The sequence below is a fragment of the Microcoleus sp. S13_C5 genome, from assembly GCF_036700845.1.
In the GTDB taxonomy this organism is placed as follows: domain Bacteria; phylum Cyanobacteriota; class Cyanobacteriia; order Cyanobacteriales; family Microcoleaceae; genus Microcoleus.
Genome location: NZ_JAUBPR010000137.1, coordinates 1 through 15463 on the forward strand (window position 1 = coordinate 1; position 15463 = coordinate 15463).

The 15463-nt window shown below is 46.0% G+C and carries 14 protein-coding genes and 1 tRNA gene; 7 read left to right on the forward strand and 8 right to left on the reverse strand.

The genetic code is table 11. From position 1 onward, the window contains the following. Positions 1-81 precede the first annotated feature (81 nt). The 3 genes from QUA04_RS24935 to QUA04_RS24945 all read right to left on the reverse strand — a co-directional run bounded on the left by QUA04_RS24935 (position 82) and on the right by QUA04_RS24945 (position 1927). Entirely contained in the window at positions 82-561 is a 480-nt protein-coding gene (locus tag QUA04_RS24935; RefSeq protein WP_333262156.1) for a transposase, read from the reverse strand. A 278-nt stretch (positions 562-839) separates the two neighbouring features. Next, positions 840-1181, reverse strand: coding sequence for a transposase family protein (locus tag QUA04_RS24940; protein WP_333262159.1), 342 nt, complete (start codon positions 1179-1181; stop codon positions 840-842). Beyond that, entirely contained in the window at positions 1178-1927 is a 750-nt protein-coding gene (locus QUA04_RS24945; protein ID WP_333262162.1) for a DUF4058 family protein, read from the reverse strand. Before QUA04_RS24945 ends, QUA04_RS24940 begins: the two co-directional genes overlap by 4 nt. A gap of 390 nt (positions 1928-2317) precedes the next feature. Between QUA04_RS24945 and bchM the strand changes: the two genes are divergently transcribed. After that, positions 2318-3004: a magnesium protoporphyrin IX methyltransferase gene (gene bchM, locus QUA04_RS24950; RefSeq protein WP_333262164.1), complete on the forward strand. Its 687-nt coding sequence runs from the start codon at positions 2318-2320 to the stop codon at positions 3002-3004. Positions 3005-3261: 257 nt separating this feature from the next. Continuing rightward, positions 3262-3654 (forward strand): DUF423 domain-containing protein, encoded by a 393-nt coding sequence (locus QUA04_RS24955; RefSeq protein ID WP_190661484.1) that lies wholly within the window; start codon positions 3262-3264, stop codon positions 3652-3654. Positions 3655-3695: 41 nt separating this feature from the next. Here QUA04_RS24955 and QUA04_RS24960 read toward each other — a convergent pair whose 3' ends face one another. Further along, positions 3696-4790, reverse strand: a complete 1095-nt coding sequence (locus tag QUA04_RS24960) for a hypothetical protein (protein ID WP_333262167.1) — start codon at positions 4788-4790, stop codon at positions 3696-3698. A 459-nt stretch (positions 4791-5249) separates the two neighbouring features. Continuing rightward, positions 5250-5435, reverse strand: coding sequence for a hypothetical protein (locus QUA04_RS24965; protein WP_333262170.1), 186 nt, complete (start codon positions 5433-5435; stop codon positions 5250-5252). Between the two features lie 236 nt (positions 5436-5671). On the opposite strand from QUA04_RS24965, the gene QUA04_RS24970 reads away from it, so the two are divergent. Then, complete coding sequence (locus tag QUA04_RS24970; RefSeq protein ID WP_333262173.1) at positions 5672-7105, forward strand: phosphoglucomutase/phosphomannomutase family protein; 1434 nt, start codon at positions 5672-5674, stop codon at positions 7103-7105. Positions 7106-7476: 371 nt separating this feature from the next. Next, entirely contained in the window at positions 7477-7752 is a 276-nt protein-coding gene (locus QUA04_RS24975) for a LapA family protein (RefSeq protein ID WP_333038499.1), read from the forward strand. Between the two features lie 14 nt (positions 7753-7766). Here the strand turns inward: QUA04_RS24975 and QUA04_RS24980 are convergent, their stop codons facing one another. The 3 genes from QUA04_RS24980 to QUA04_RS24990 all read right to left on the reverse strand — a co-directional run bounded on the left by QUA04_RS24980 (position 7767) and on the right by QUA04_RS24990 (position 11208). Next, positions 7767-8765 carry a hypothetical protein gene (locus QUA04_RS24980; protein ID WP_333262176.1) on the reverse strand — a complete coding sequence of 333 codons (999 nt, stop codon included), beginning with the start codon at positions 8763-8765 and terminating at the stop codon, positions 7767-7769. 153 nt (positions 8766-8918) lie between these two features. Further along, complete coding sequence (locus QUA04_RS24985) at positions 8919-9974, reverse strand: hypothetical protein (protein WP_333262179.1); 1056 nt, start codon at positions 9972-9974, stop codon at positions 8919-8921. Positions 9975-10533: 559 nt separating this feature from the next. Continuing rightward, a complete protein-coding gene (locus QUA04_RS24990) occupies positions 10534-11208 on the reverse strand; it encodes an Npun_F0813 family protein (protein ID WP_333055855.1) in 675 nt (224 codons plus the stop codon). Positions 11209-12151: 943 nt separating this feature from the next. Between QUA04_RS24990 and QUA04_RS24995 the strand changes: the two genes are divergently transcribed. The 3 genes from QUA04_RS24995 (at position 12152) to QUA04_RS25005 (ending at position 15390) form a co-directional block, all read left to right on the forward strand. Next, positions 12152-12225, forward strand: a tRNA-Arg gene (locus QUA04_RS24995). A gap of 345 nt (positions 12226-12570) precedes the next feature. Next, on the forward strand, positions 12571-14199 hold the full coding sequence (locus QUA04_RS25000; RefSeq protein ID WP_333262182.1) for a site-2 protease family protein: 1629 nt from the start codon (positions 12571-12573) through the stop codon (positions 14197-14199). A gap of 240 nt (positions 14200-14439) precedes the next feature. Beyond that, positions 14440-15390, forward strand: a complete 951-nt coding sequence (locus tag QUA04_RS25005) for a PIN domain-containing protein (protein ID WP_333262185.1) — start codon at positions 14440-14442, stop codon at positions 15388-15390. Positions 15391-15463: the final 73 nt, after the last annotated feature.

Sequence of the window (15463 nt, forward strand, 5' to 3'; positions counted from 1 at the left end):
GAAAATTTTTAGCAGGCATTCACTTTTTCTGAATATCATTATGTTATATTATACCAATATGCGTTTTAAATGCACAAGAGCTTACCCTTGCCGCATTATCAACTTAATCCGATTGTTGATTCCTTCCATGACTCCACTTGTGGTGCGATGAAGAAAGTAGTTGCAAATGCCCTCAAAATGATTCTCAAGTGTTGATGCAGATTCTCTAAAAAATACTTGTGCATGATTTAGCCATTCTTTGATTTTGTTCTGCCCTTTTTTGACCGTCAAATTACTCTCATATATTTCTCTAAATTTTTCTTTCATCTCATACGCAATTCGCAAACATTCGGATTTCCCTAGTGTCAATTCTAATTTATCAATCTGCTCTTGATTTAAATTTACTCGATTACGTAATAATAAATATTTACTTTTCCTATCTGTTATTCCGGCTGCTATACGTAACTTATTTAAGTTTTTATTAACTACTTTCATTACATGAAAACGATCAATAACAACTAGGGCATTAGGGAATACTTTTTTGATAACTTTAGGGAATCCTCCCCACATATCAACACTCACTTCCTCAACTTGTTTCCGAACCTAAATCGGCTGTTTCATAAGGACTTCAATGATTTCTTCCGAGCAATGAGAATCAATCATCTCAATTAAATTACTTGCAACAAATGTCACCAACAACAGTCACGAAATTCCCTTGACCTTTTCGCATACTTATCTCGTCCATAGAAATTCGTTTAGTGAGTTTCCAATTGGTTTTTTTTTTGCTCTTATTTACCTGCTCAAATATTATTTTTATTTCGTCATAACTGAGTCCTTCTTCTCGTCCAATTTGCTCCATACTAGATTTTTTTTACACGCTCATAAATATTTTGTTCGTATCGTTGAGGATGCCGTCTTTTAACGTCCAAAAAATCTATTCTTTCTGTGGGATACCCTTGGCAACTAGGACAGTAAAACTGCCGCCGTGGGATTTTTAAATACACAGGACGACCAAAAACCGACAAATCTCTTACTAAAACTGGTCTATTTTGATGCAGTTTTTCGGTAGATTGTTTACAATGATGACAAACAATTCTTTCAGATAGAATACTCAGTCCCAAGAAAATTTTTCCGTCAACTTGAGTACAAGTTTCAACCCTGACTCCAGGCAAGGCTAATAGATAGTCTAGATGGAAGCTCATAATGGTAAATGTATTAGTATGTACATTTTACACCATAAACTCAGGAGAGCCGTTCGATCGTAAATATTATTTAATTCCACAGCCAAGCAAATCTCGCCCCGCAGCCACAGCGGTAAAGCAGGAAGCGCGCAGCCCACAGCCAGTTTTTCCTGCCAAATATCGAGGCATTGGTTGCCGTCTCGCTCGATCGGTCGATAAGCTGTAGCATAGAGTTCAGCGTCGAAGGGCGAAGCGCTTCCTCCCGCCAGACGGGCTAACAATTCATTATGAAGATTTTCCTTCCTTCCCGTCACAACATCAACTATTACCAACCCAATTCCCTGGCGCAAATACGTCTCGCACTTAGAAACAAAAGCACCGCGATGAGTAGAACTATCTTTGTTGGCAGGACTTACTAATTCAATTGCACCGGCTAATACCGGACCGGCTTCAGTGTTAAAAATACTGACTTGCACGGTTTCCGCCGCAGTTAGAAAAGGCACGCTTTGGGCTGGGGGTGACATCCAATTGTTTGGGAAATCTCTTGGCAAACGAATTACCGTCTCTGGACAATCAAACTCCGGTAGAGGTTCCTCAAAAGCTGCTACATCAATTTCAATCCCAAACTGCACGTTGGGCTCGGCAAAGTAATTTGCGGGTAGTTTGGCATTCAAATCGGATGCAATGTAAGTCGCCCAGGCGTTGTGAAAGGCGTGCCAGTGACGGCGAACCGACAGCGGCGGGCGGAAATGATCTTGTAGCACCATATTTTTTAAAGTTAGCGCTGATTAAAATAATCGCTCGAATGTGCGCTCGGCTGAACTCGGTTTTTATGGAATTAGTTTCTCAATTCCGGATTGTTCGAGTTGCGATCGCCCGTATAAGTAAATCTAACTCAATTTAATTGGGTGGGGAGTGTCAATCGATTTTAGATTTTAGATTTTAGATTTTAGAATTGAAGAATGGAAGAATTGAAGAATTAAAGAAAGCGACGCCACGGATGAATCCGGGGGCTTGTGATAATGAGGAGCGAGCTTTTTTCTCCCTCTACGGATGAATCCGGGGGTCCCGGACTAAATTACTTTCGGTCAACAATAACTGTCCCTGCGGCTTTATAATATTTAACCGTTGGCAATAACTCAGCAGCAGGCAGATCGATGAATTTGGTAGACGACAAGACTATAGTTAGACAGTATTTTAACTCGACGGGATTCGATCGCTGGCAGCGAATTTACGGCGAGGGCCAAGTCAATAAAGTTCAGCTAGACATCCGCACCGGGCACCAGAAAACGGTGGATACAGTCATCGAATGGCTGCAAGCTGACGGCAATTTGCCCGGGCTTTGTGTCTGCGATGCTGGCTGCGGTGTAGGCTCTCTGAGCATTCCTCTGGCTGACGCTGGGGCAATTGTTTGCGCTAGCGATATCTCTGAAAAGATGGTAGCAGAAGCTTACGATCGATCGACAGCAGTTCCCGGCAAGCTCTACAACATCTCCTTCGCCGCCCAAGATTTGGAAGCTCTAACCGGCAAATTCCACACAGTGATTTGTTTGGATGTGCTAATCCACTATCCTCAAAATAAGGCTGCGGAAATGATCGCTCACCTAAGTTCTATCGCCGAATCGCGACTAATTCTTAGTTTTGCACCCAAAACTTTAGCACTCACCGCCCTCAAAAAAATTGGTGAACTTTTCCCCGGCCCTAGCAAAACTACTCGGGCTTACCAGCACCGCGAAGCTGATATTATCAAAATCCTAGAAAACAATGGTTTTGTTATTAACAGAACAGCGATGACTAGCACTAGCTTTTACTATTCTCGCTTGCTGGAAGCTGTGCGGAAATAGGGTCAAAATATCTGCAAAAAAGCTAATTTTTTATCAGCATAGGGTGCGCCTAGCGCACCTTCCTTTCCCAGAGTTAGGCCAGTGAACATCTCTACTATGCGATTGCTTCGCGGACTTTCGCAATGACAAGTAAGGCACGCACCGCGCACATTCGATATCAACAATTAGATGTTTTTCCCTCCTCCTTCTTCCTCCTTCCTTCTTCCTTCTTCCTTCTTTCTTCTTCCTTCTTCCTTCTTCCTTCTTCAATAAATATTATGTCAACGCTAATTTTAATTCGCATTTTTATAGCAGCCGCAGCCGTATTCGGAGGTTTATCCGTTGCAGGCGGTGCTTTCGCCTCCCATGCTTTGAAAAATCAATTGAGCGATCGAGCTTTAACCATTTTTGAGACCGGCGCCCGATATCAAATGTACCATGCCCTGGCTCTATTACTCGTCGCTTTACTCTTGAGCCGCGCCCAAGAGTCTCAAACCTTTTTTGCAGTGGCTGGATGGGCTTTTATTGCCGGCACTATCATCTTTTCAGGCAGCTTGTACGCCCTGAGTTTGAGCGACATCAAATGGCTGGGTGCAATTACGCCGCTGGGGGGAGTTGCTTTTATTGTTGGTTGGGGATGTTTGGCAGTGGCAGCTTTTAGTTTTAAATAGGCAACTGGTAAATTTTGAAGCAATTACCAATTAGCAATTACCTAATTATCAAACACATCCCTGGAAAACAGCTCTGTCAAAGTACGCAAGTAAGGTACAAATACCGTTAAATCTTCAGCAGGAAGTCGCTCGCATATTTCCCAAAACAAAATCAGCAGCATATCCTGCACTAACTCCCAACTTACATGAAGTTTCGGGTACAACATCACGCAAATTGGAAACAATTCTTGCTGTACCGGGTGAATGCTACCTTCCAAAACGCACCAGCACAAATAGCTTTGAAAAATCTCGACATCCCGGATACCAGAATTTTTTACCTCGCGATCGGTCAAATACCCGCTGCTGCTGCGGTATCCTTGATGCTGGGCACTAGCTCGATCGTACACTGCACTAGCAATCTGAGTCGTGTGCTGCAACAAATGCTGAACGGCTAATAGAGCTCTTGAATTCGGGGGCTGATTCGCCGCAGCCTCGTTAATTTCTCCGTAGGGAATATGCAGGTAGTCGTCTACAACTTTTAAGTAGGGTGCAAATTCCGCTCGCTCTGACTCCGAAAGACATCCTAACAAGATTTTGCTAGTGTATTGAAACTCCATTGTCACAAATCCCAGCACTAAGGGATCTGTCTCTGAGTATTTTCGCCTCACTTTGATAATATCTTTTCCCACCAGCACTGACAAGCGGAAAACAGGTTCTCTATCCGCATAAGCGTCTATTGCCTTCCGATATAAGGTGCGAGCATCGGCGGCAATTTCTAAAGGATTAATTAAGCTCTTATCGATCGCGTGCCGCTCTATTTGTTTCCCTAAAAGGGCTTCTACCCTATTCCAAGCTATCTCGCTGGCTAAGTTCAGGGTATCTGTCAATTTTTCAACTATTGGGGCTCTATTTCCCTCAAAATTAGTTAAATCGAGGCTTGGGAGAATTTGACGTGGCGCTTGGTTCTCTCGTGTCGCAACTGTACTGTAATATTTTTTTGCCCAGCTAACTGCGAAGGAAGAAACGCTGACACCTTGAGCTTTTGGGAGTTTATCAGTGTCCAGTCCGGTAATACCTTGGGACGCCTGACTTGCGCCCTGTTGAAGTTGGTCGGCTGCTGGTAAAGATTTTGAAGATATTTGTGAAATACCCGTCATGATAAACCTCGTTTTTTTATTAAGTCGCACCCGATCGATTCCCCTAATTTTTAACGTTGTTAACTACAATTTTCTGCCTTTTTACGCGGACAGTCATCAGCCATTACGCTTAAAGCTATAAGCCATTTGGCTCGACTGCCTGCATCTTTTATAAGTTGCACGTTAATAACGTTATTGATTGTGCTCGCGATCACCATCACCCTGTGATCGCGAGCATAATTTATTTTTTTTACCTATAAAGAGGACGGGAAATAAATTTAATTGGTCTTAAAATCTGATAATTAAAGTCAAATCAGCCTCAAAAAAACTGCTGCTTTAAATACTTTATCTTGGTTTTGGAGCGCTTTGGTCGATCGCCCTAATTTCTTAATGAAGCTAGGCTACAGCACGAGCTAGGGGTGACTTTGGTTAATTTATTTCTCTAGCTGAATTAGGAATGTATTTTGAGTCAGGCGATTGTTAGGAAACCCTAACAAATTTAACGATCGGCTTTTCTAAATAAAAAATAAAATTTGAGATTAGGATGAGATTTATGTGCATTTCGTTAATGCCATTGCCAGGGCCGTTTTTTGTGATCAGTTTTTTAGCTTCCCCGTGAAGCGAAGCTATCCCGTAGGGAATCGCCCGCAATTGATCGTCGTCCATTTGATCGGCAAACGGCCCTTCAAAACCGGAATTAGCGACTGACTAGCCTGATCACTCCCACATTTTGCCAACTCTGACTTGTTCGAGTCCTGCCCGAGGCCGAAGCCTGTCCCTACAACGATAGGATGAGGTTGATGCGGGCCCTACTGGCGATCAATCCTCACAAACAGCACGGCCAGTAGTCTTTAAGGCTATGCCTTCGGGTAGGATTAGTAGGACGAGAGGAAGTGGATAAAATGAGCGCTAGCAGCAATTCAACACAAATTAAGTTCGGAACCGATGGGTGGCGGGGACTGATTGCCCATGACTTTACTTTTGCCAACGTGCGAAAAGTCACCCGGGCGATCGCCAGTTACCTAGAAACCGCTTACACCAAAGACCGCCCAGTTCTAGTCTCCTACGATACCCGCTTTCTGGCAGACGAGTTCGCCCGCACCTCGGCGGAAGTATTGGCAGATTTGGGATGGACTGTGAAAGTGGTCGATCGAGATTGCCCCACACCAGTCATCGCCTACAGCGCCAAGCATCTCAACTCCGCAGGAGCCCTGATGTTCACGGCTTCGCACAATCCCGCGCCTTACTGCGGCATCAAATACATCCCCGACTACGCGGGTCCGGCTACCCCGGAAATTACTGATACAATTGTGGCAAATATTGGTGGTGCTTCTGATGCCCCAGCCAAAGGCAGCCACAACGATAAAATCTCCAGTTTTGACCCGAAACCCGAATATCTGAAGTTTCTTTATACTTTGATCGATGTGGAGCGGATTCGCTCTGCTAAGTTGAAGGTGAAGTACGACGCTCTCTACTCGACTTCTCGCGGCTATCTCGATGGGGTTTTGGAACACTGCGGCTGTGAGGTCGAAAGTTTTCATACCTACCGCGACGTGCTGTTTGGTGGTGGAATGCCCGAACCCAAGGGGGAACAGTTAGTTGAGTTGGTGGAAGCTGTTAAGAAGGATTCGGCAGATTTGGGTTTGGCTACCGATGGCGACAGCGATCGCTTTGGTATTGTTGACGAGTTGGGAAATGTCTTAACTCCAAATACTGTGCTTTTGCTGCTGGCGCGTCACTTGGTTAAGAATAAAGGATTGACTGGGGCGATCGTCCGTACAGTCGCAACTACCCACTTGCTGGACAATTTGGCCGCCAAGTACGGTTTAACAATCTACGAAACCGCAGTCGGTTTTAAATACATCGGCGAAAAAATGCGGGAAACAGCGGTGCTCATCGGTGGCGAAGAATCTGGCGGTTTGAGCGTTTTGGGTCACATTCCCGAAAAAGACGGGATTTTGGCTGATATGCTAGTGGCTGAGGCGATCGCCTATGAAGGCAAACCGCTTTCTCAGCTAGTCGAAGAAGCCATTAAAGAAGCCGACGGCCCGCTGTACAACAAACGTTTGGACTTGCACCTAGAAGAAGCCCACAAAGCAGCCGTTTTGGAATCTTTTACCAAGAATCCCCCCACAGAAGTAGCAGGTATCGGCGTTAAGGAAATCGGTCGCAAAGACGGGATTAAACTTTATCTTGAAGACGGTGGCTGGGTTCTGCTGCGGCCTTCGGGAACCGAACCCTTGATGCGCGTTTACATGGAAACCAATTCTGTGGAAAAAGAAAGCCAAGTTGCCCAACACATGGAAAAGGTAATTTCCCAATTAGAACCTGTTTAAGTTTCTACCTATTCTAACGGGGGGTTTTTCCCCTAGCGCTTGGGATTGTGAGGTGCGCCGAAGCGCACCTTACGTATTTTTGATAACTCTTGCAAAGCCTCTGAACATTAATCATCGATACTGCTGGGCCATTTATATATTTGCAATACACTGGGATTTGTTAAAATTTGGGAAGTGTAAATTTATTTATGTTTGTTAAATTTTTAATTAATTTAAAAAATTCATAAATCTTTGCCGAATCTACTTGACTTTTATCGCGATAAAATTGTATATTATTAAATAATGGGGTGTTTGCAAAAATAAAATTTTTACACAGATTTCGATTATAAAAACAAGTATATAAGTTAAATCACTAGCCTGTCAACTCGTTTATGAAAACAATTCCTCTGCTCGCCATTAGTTTTTTAGTAGCAATTTTAGTAAGCGCGATCGGCATTATCTCAGTGCAAAACGCCGCTCCAGTATCCTTAAACTTTATCTTTTTTCAATCTATACAACTCCCCGTAGGAGTAGTATTGGCAATGAGCCTAAGTGCAGGACTGATCGGAGGTGCGCTACTGCAACCGCTGTGGAACCTTTCAGATTCCCAAAACTCGCGTCCTAAATTTCAGGCAAATCCCGAAGAATCTGACACCGTACAATATTAAATAGATTTGATCCCTTAGAGGGAATATACCTGACCGTCCATTAGCAGCCGAGTAATTCCTTTAGCTCGCAAATAAGGCGCTGCTTTTTGCAGCATAGTGCTGTCAGGAATCTTGAAAACTCTTTGATTGCGAGTAGCAAATCGGCGGGCCACTCGGTGATTGTCAAACACTGCCAGGGTTTTCTCGCGAATTTCCGCCGCCGGAATTTGACCCAGTTCGCCAAAAGCTTTTAGAGGTCTGGTGATTAACTCCGCTGCCCGATCGACCACCAAATAACAAATTTTGGGCAGAGATGCTTCGCTTAAAGGCAAAACTTGAATCAGTCCTGTACCCCGAAGCTCGATCGACTCGCCCGACGATAGTGAACCTAGGAGACTGCCTTCAAACAGAAAGTCTTCATCCTCTAAATCTTCGTCGAAGTCGTCATCTAAATCGTCTTCATCCTCCTCATCCTCATCCTCATCCTCGTCGTCGTCCTCGAAATCGCTAAAGTCTTCACCTGCCAGCAGCCCTTCTGCTGGCAGCATTGCCTTTAGTTCACCAGTCACAACAGCGCGGTGGCTTTGATCGGCAAGATTGGCTGCTTGGGCATCGGGCACATCAGAAACATCCAAATCCGACTCTACATTCCCTCGAATTTTGAGTTCTGCAACTGGTTCAGGGACTGACTCAGAACGCTTTCGGATCGTCGGTCTCGAATTTGAGGCAGACTGCTGGACAGGGACTGACTCCGACAGGGGGGGGACACCTACAGGATCGATTTCGCCATCTGGCGACGACTCAGTAGTCTTCTCTGTCGCTTCAGAAACACTGCTGCGATCGGACAAACGCTTTTGTTTTTGCTGGACTAGAAATTCGTATTCCGGCTCCGACAAAGCACCCTGAAGGATGCGCCTTACAGTGGAACTGCTCACTCCGTAGCGCTTTGCCAGAGTGATAGTATTCTCGTTTGACTGTCGGTACAGCCTGATGAGTTCGCGTTTGTCTGAATCGGAGAGTTTTGTAGGCGTCATGCCAAGTTTTCCAGCAAAAAGACGTGAAAAGACGCAGGCTAGCTGTCAGCGAACTGTGATTTTTCATTTTAGATTTCAAGCTCAGAGATGCCGACAAGGGCAAACAGCTTTCGCGTCCCCATCGCTTGCCAAAGCAACCCTCATCTCAAATCGCTAGGCTGCGCGACGAGTGCGCCTGCTCTGGCGAGAACGGGTTGAGATATCATGTTCCAAGATAGCTCCAATCCCAAACAAGATGGCACTGAAAACAAAAAACACTTCCAGCAAACTGCCACTTTGATAACTACCCTCAGCCTGAGTATCGCGCCATTTAAAGTACATATCTGCGATGTAAAGCGAAAAAGTCGCAGCCGCAATCATCCTCCAAGATTGGGAAAAACGTCCTCCCCAAAACGCCAGCAGCAGTGCCGTAGCAATAATCAGCAGAAAAACGTCCCCGACGATGTAAAACAAATTGATTGCATTTTTGTAAGGTGACAGTTGCTTGTCAAGTGCCATCACCCATGCCGGAGCTTTGATTTCTGCTGCTTCTTCGGGTGCGGATGCAGGATCAGTCGCTGTTGCTCCTTTTGCCTGTATCTTGGACGAATTGTCCAAAGTAGGCGCTCTTCCTGTGGCAGTGGTTGCTGGTTCAGATTCTGTCACTACTTCTTGAGTGGCTGCCGGAGCCATTCCTAGCTGGGCCCTCCAAGAGTCAGGTGCAGCAACCCAAATAGCTACAGCAATCCCGAAGGCTGCAATTCCCGCTAACAACCCCCACTGCCAAATTTCTAGATTCAGTCGCTTGGAAGTCACAGCTACAACCATGCCCCCGATCAGGACTATATAGCTGCCCAGATAAAACGCATCTGCGGGAGACACGTCCGGGTCTAACCCGAAATAGAGTTCCCAAATCCCGAACAGCACGCCGCCTAGGAAATAGAACAGCATCCCCAGACCAATGCCCAGCCAGACGTTGCGCCCGCTGACCATGTGCGGGCTTTGCCAGTTTCTAAAACAGACTAAAGCCGCTCCCAAGTATGCTCCGCATTCAAAAATATAAGTGCCGATCGAGTACCACAGAGGTAAACCCTCTTCTGCTGAGAGGGGGACGCTGAACAGCAAAAAGAACAGCAGCGCCATGACAGCCCAGACAATGCCCGCAATCACTAGGGTCTGAGCTGAAAGTAAAGATGAAGATGTAGATGACTTTTCTGAAGTGCTACTCATAGGGATTCCACGAGACCTAACTAGCGGTTGAACGCACCCCATCTCAATCTTTGATTGGAGATGAGGATTCTTTCGCCAAAAAACCTTAAAAAACCTTGATCTGACGCTTCCCGAATAACTGGCGTCCTCAGTGTGTCGTCGGGACTTTGGCCCTCGTACACTCTAGAAAGACTAAGCAAGAATAATATCTATTTACTAATTCAATAAATTAGTCGTTAGTCGATCTTGTACCCGGAAATATAATGATAGACCTACGGTAGATGTCTCCACCCTTAAGGTTTTTACACTACCAAATCTATCTCGGAAATTATCCCCTCAAAGGTTGAGGTATCTGTTTTTTTGCTTTCACTCTTCCCCACTCGGATCAATGATTGTGGGTGGGGGCTGCGATCGAAACTTAGTTAAATTGCCAGATCATAGGTGGCATCCAAACCGAATCAACAATTTGGTTGGTCAATACAAGTTGGCCATCCAACCTGTATATCGCCTACCCCCTACACTGCAATTATCTAAGCTCCATTATCGGAACCCAATTGTCTGAGCAATTGTCAGAGATTTTCTATCCTGCGATCCACAACTTGTTGAGGGCTGATTGTTTCAGCCAATCTAGAAACTGAGTCCGATCCGGTGCTGGCATATCTTGCAGCACATCGCTCACTCCCTCCGCGAAGTCCGTATTGCCAAAATATGATTTGCCCAAGCGGTGGAGTTCTTGCAATAAGGTCTTGAGATGCTGCTCTTGCCAAGGAGGCACCTTGTGATTTTGCAGGGGACTAACGGTTAGCCAGTTTTTTATCGCATCAGGGGAGTCTGCCTGGGGGAAGTTTCCCTGCTGAAATACCTTGGCGATATCTTTCTGAAACGATGTGGCTTGCCTTGCGCCTAAAAGGTCTTCTACATCGAAGTAAACAGCTTGGAGGAGCAGCAGACAAGCCTGCGCGAACAGTGGTGCTTTGGCTGCTTCATTCCCTGCCGGTTCTTCACCGGCAAGCTGATCTAAACGGACTTTTCCCCAGACGCTATATCTATCCGGCTCTTCCAGCAGAACACAGGCTTTGCCTCGGTTGTCGGTTAAGTCCCGCCACAAGGCTCTGGCGTCTTCTGCTTGCTTGCCGTTAAAGGCGCTGATCAGGCGAAAAGTCTGCCCCTGATAATTGAGAATGGGAATTTGTTGATCCCGTTTTGGGTGTTGAAAATTGGTTATTTCAACATCCTGCCGTTTCAGAATAAACATGACACTGCGATTTGACTCCTGTCATGGCCGAGGTGCTGTGCTTTTGACACTACTCCCCATGCCTAAAGGCGAGGGGATTCTTGATTCAGCGAGTCCACTTAAATTAGCAGGATTGCTCCCGATCACCCAGAGATGGTTCTCTCCTCAAGCGTTCCGATACTTTTTTGCTAACAAATGCTAACAAATATCTAAGCTGAGATTGTCTCTCCGCCTTGGCGTATAAATCAATGCACGAAGGAAAATCCCCCGCGCACAATTTAGGACTGCTGTACTGGCAACGCTTGATTTTCGCGCTCGTGCCGAGCGGGCGATTGACTGTTTTGCTTTGATGCCGTAGAGGAAGCTTATATAGAGGCTCCGTACCATCAGGGATTTTCACCTGAGTCTTTCAATCCTAGTTCTACCACATTTTTATCAAATATCAAGTCGAGCAGAATGTTAGCCAACATAACTCAATATCAGCAAATTAGTCATTCTGACTCAACTCATACCTCAAATCAGAGGACGATCTCTGTTTGTCGGTAATGCGGTCAGCGTTTTAGGCTTTGTCACTAGGGGATGTTAACATAACCAATAGAAATCAGGGGAAAAGCACCTGTGACTATTGTGGTGTCTGAGTTCCGTCTTAATTGGGAGAGATGTCCGATCGACCAAATAATTGGGTTTCACCTCGACCTCTAAATACTTTACCCGAGTTCACGTCCTACCTAGTTGTGATTGTAAATTTACAATTGTGCTGTTTACAGGTGAGTCGCTCCAGCTTTTGTCAGATACAGTCCTGGAGGCACAGGCACTCTCATCACCTTGGTTTTTTTTCCCGAACCATTGCCCTACACGCCATATTTTTGTACATCAAAGCGGTTGCTGGGTAAGTCATCACATAATTTACTTGCTCGATCGCACACTGCACCGATACAATAATCTTGTTAGCGATTTTTGAGTTGGGTGCGTAACTCAGTTGGATAGAGTAGCTGCCTTCTAAGCAGCGAGCCGCAGGTTCAAGTCCTGCCGTACCCGTTACATAAATTTAATGATATCAAGGGTTTCAGCACTTTTCTACCGCCAAGGAAACAGAGGCTGAGATCTTATTTGCTTCGGATTTGTTTCGGATTCCGGAATCCGAAACAAATCCTTAAAAAAGCCCCGCCTGCCAAACCCGGGCCAATCTGCCCGCTTCTGGGCGATCGATACTGCTACCCTTCTGAGTATAGGTTTGCCACAGCAGATGTGGTATCATAAAAAGTCTAGTGTGTCAATAGCCTAGATCCTGCGATCTTCAAACAGCACCAGCAGCAGGTTGTGGGCCGAGTAGCCCTCAGGGGTTATCCTTAGTAATCAGGCTAGTTTCCGACAGGTTTGGATATGTTCCCAACAACTCTATTTCATGTTCCCCAAAATTTAATGCTATTACTCGACCGCAGCCCGATCGACCGATTAAAGCCCCTATTGGCGCAAGCAACCGGAATGCCTATAGTTGCATCGGAAAATACGGCAACAATTGCGCTCGTATTGGTTGCTCTGGGAATTCTGGGTTGGGGATTTTATCGCGCCAGACCTTTTGGCAAACTGGGAATTTTGGCTTGGTTGCAGTCTGTTGCGCTGATGAGTCCCTGGCTGTTGTTCTTTGGTTTGTTCGCCGCCGGAATTTACCTCAATCTAGTGGCGGTATTGTTGCTGTTCGTGGCATCCACGGGATTGTACATTTATCTGGGCCGGCAATTGCGTAAGGCTGCATCTGATACAGTGCTGCCGCGGCCGGATGCTGCTGAGGTAAAGTCCCAAAGCGATGCTTTCTCGGGCCCTGAGTCGCAGCGACCACCTGGCCCAGAAACCATTAAGATCGTCACCTCGTCGCCTGCGAATAATGAATCAGAAATAATTCCCGTTCCAGTTGAAGACCTCAAGGCAATTAAAGGCATCTTTGGAATTGATACTTTCTTTGCCACAGAAACGATTCCCTATCAAGATGGGGTAATCTTGAAAGGGAATCTCCGGGGAGACCCAGAACAAGTACACTCACGTTTGACGGCAAGTTTGGAAGAAAGATTAAACGATCGCTACCGCCTATTTTTAGTAGAAAATCAGGACGAGAAGCCCGTAGTTATTATCTTGCCCAGCACCAACGACCCGCAGCCAACAACCGTGTCTCAAAAAATCCTAGCAGTCGTGCTGCTGCTGGCAACAATTGCTACTAGCTTAGAAACAGGCGGTTTGCTGCTAGGTTTCGATTTCTTTAACTCGCCGACTAGATATCTAGAAGTTCTGCCAATTGCAGCCGGAATTTGGGCGGTTTTAGGCTCTGGTGAAATTGCTCGCCGAGTGCTGGCAAATCGGTACAAGGTTGGCTTGAGTTGGCCGTTTTTTATACCAACTTTGCAGATAGGTTGTTTTGGAGCGATCGACCGTTTTGAGTCGCTGCTGCCCAACCGTAAAGTTTTGTTTGACATTGCTTTTGCCGGGTCAGCGGCTGGGGGAATAGTTTCTGTGCTAATGCTGGTAACGGGTTTGCTGCTGTCTCACCCCGGCAGTTTGTTTCAAATTCCCGCAGAATTTTTCAAGGGCTCGGTTTTGGTGGGAACTTTGGCAAAAGTGGTTTTGGGTTCGGCGTTGCAGCAGCAGATTGTTGACGTTCACCCACTGGTAGTTATCGGTTGGTTGGGCTTGGTAATAACGGCGATTAATTTGATGCCGGCGGGACAGTTGGACGGGGGTAGAATCGTGCAAGCCATTTACGGTCGGAAAATAGCCAGTCGCACTACTTTGGCGACTTTTGTGGTGCTGGCCATCGTTTCTTTAGTTAATCCTTTGGCTCTGTATTGGGCGATCGTGATTCTGATTTTACAGCGGAATCTGGAGCGGCCGAGCCTCAACGAGCTGACTGAGCCTGACGACGCTCGCGCGGCTTTGGGTTTGCTAGCTTTGTTCTTGATGATTGCTGCGCTGTTGCCGTTGACTCCGGCTTTGGCTGGCCGTCTGGGAATCGGGAACTAGCAGTAGTCGCGCATCTTTGGTAATAGGCTCTTGGGTTGCGGTAAATTAGTGGAATATAGGAATTGAGCGATCAAACTGGGAACTGAAGCGCGATCGGATTCCTAACTACTAATTTCCAATTAAGGCCTCCGCCCAGGGCAATTTCTCTACTACCAAAAGTTGATTTTTTTATAACCCAAAATTTGTTTAAACTTGATCGATTAAGTTTAAATAACTTATCTGAGCCTATAGGATAAAGTCATGGCTAATCAACTTCCTCCTGTATTGGTAACTTTTGATGCAGATGTTTTAATGACTGGCAGAACCCAAGTGTGGCAAGAATATGCCAAGGTGGGAACTTGCTATATCCCGGAAGTAGTGTACGACGAAATAGATCGTCTGACAGGGCAAGCGGTCGAAAAAGAGCAAGAGCAAGTAGCTAGAGAGTTTATGCGATTTTTTGCCGACAGCGGCTGGATTGCAACTGACGCTCAGGAAACACACCGAGCTCTCGAACCTTCGATCAAAAATCAAAGCAAGCCAGCAATGCTCGTGGTGGCGACGGCTCAGTGCGTTTACGGTTTGGCTCAGGAACACCCGGAGGCATTGGTGATTTTTGTGTCCAACAGCCAGCCTCTGCTGAAGCGGCTGGCTTCTGTAGGGGCTACGAATCTCTGCGGGATTACCGGGGCGATGCTGTTAAATTGGGCGAGGAAAGGGGAACGCCCGCCGGCGGCGACTCAGCAATTGCAAAGTTTGATGCGTACCCTCGCCGAACGCAAATCGACTCAGCGCTCTAACAGCAGAATTCAGGATGCTGCTGTTGGCAAAACGGGGACTTCTGCTAGCCAGTTAACGGGAACCCGTGGTGCTTCTGAATTGAAGTCGGCCAGCAGTTTTACTAAAACTAATAAAACGGGTTTGACTGAGAAACGCAGTGCGAGTTCGCGCCCCAAAACGCCGCGGCGTAGTCGCGAGGAGTCAAGAGATTACGAGCCGGCTGTATATCGCATGAAACATATTACACCTCCGAAAAAAAGGGGTGGCGGTTTTCTGTCTATTGTGTTCAATTCTTTGGGAGCGTTATTTTTCTTGACGGTAGCGGTAGGTATTTTGTGGCGAGTGTTCGATGTTAAGGGTTTTAGAAAAACTTTTGTGCCGGCTCTACCACAGCCTGTGCAACAATTTGTTAAGTCGATCGACCGTAAATAGGGTTTGCTGAATAATCGATCGCAAACTAAGAACAGGAGCGATCGATATATTCAAACTCAACTAAAGATAGATT